This is a genomic window from Elstera litoralis, from assembly GCF_000963705.1.
GTDB lineage: Bacteria > Pseudomonadota > Alphaproteobacteria > Elsterales > Elsteraceae > Elstera > Elstera litoralis.
The window spans coordinates 1-1,087 of sequence record NZ_LAJY01001007.1; the positions used below are offsets into that span (position 1 = coordinate 1).

Consider the following 1,087-nt stretch of genomic DNA (forward strand, 5'->3'; position numbering starts at 1 on the left):
TGATGTCCTTTCCTCCGGGTACTGAGATGTTTCAGTTCCCCGGGTTCGCCTCTTACACCTATGAATTCAGTGTAAGATACCCTTGCGGGTGGGTTTCCCCATTCGGAAATCCGCGGATCAAAGGGTGCTGGCCCCTCCCCGCAGCTTATCGCAGCCTGCCACGTCCTTCATCGCCTCTCGAAGCCAAGGCATCCACCAGATGCCCTTAAGACGCTTGATCGCGAAATCTCGCGCGCAGGGACAAGCCCCACACACTAAACTCTCGCAAGTTCATTCCAATCGCAGAAAGGAGAACTCGCCCTTCTGCGATCAACACACATTCACATTGTCAAAGAACCCAAATCATCCGAGCTTGCACCCGGAACTTGTTCCCATTTTCCCTTGTTGTGACTGAGCCTCATTCATCCCGCGCTGAAAGCTGCGGGCTTTTGGGCCGAAAATTTGGTGGAGGTGAACGGGATCGAACCGATGACCCTCTGCTTGCAAAGCAGATGCTCTCCCAGCTGAGCTACACCCCCGAAACTGCTATCGCTGCGCGATTATCAGGGGCCTTGCCCCCGATACCCCCACCCAAGGTTCCCTTGGGGAACCCTAGATAGGATCACAGCGCAATGAATGGTGGGCCAAGGAAGACTTGAACTTCCGACCTCACGCTTATCAAGCGCGCGCTCTAACCAACTGAGCTATTAGCCCAAGAACAATTGGCTGACGCCAACGTTCTAGTCACAAAAAGGGAAGGGATATGGAGCCGGCGACAGGACACGCTAGGCGTGTCACGCTGTCTGGCAATGTTCGATCTGTATTCAGATCTTAATGTCTAAGATAATCCAGGTTGCCCCGAATAAATCCTTAGAAAGGAGGTGATCCAGCCGCAGGTTCCCCTACGGCTACCTTGTTACGACTTCACCCCAGTCACTGACCCTACCGTGGTCGGCTGCCTCTCTTGCGAGTTAGCGCACCGGCTTCGGGTAAAGCCAACTCCCATGGTGTGACGGGCGGTGTGTACAAGGCCCGGGAACGTATTCACCGCGGCATGCTGATCCGCGATTACTAGCGATTCCGCCTTCATGCACTCGAGTTCAGAGTG

General features: G+C 54.6%; 2 tRNA genes and 2 rRNA genes. All 4 read right to left on the minus strand.

Features of this window, described 5'->3' with window-relative positions:
* A 23S ribosomal RNA gene (locus VZ95_RS21195) occupies positions 1-220 on the minus strand; the annotation flags it as partial.
* 222 nt (positions 221-442) lie between these two features.
* Positions 443-518 (minus strand) — tRNA-Ala (locus tag VZ95_RS21200).
* A 98-nt stretch (positions 519-616) separates the two neighbouring features.
* A tRNA-Ile gene (locus VZ95_RS21205) sits at positions 617-693 on the minus strand.
* Positions 694-853: 160 nt separating this feature from the next.
* Positions 854-1,087: ribosomal RNA gene (locus VZ95_RS21210) — 16S ribosomal RNA — on the minus strand; the annotation flags it as partial.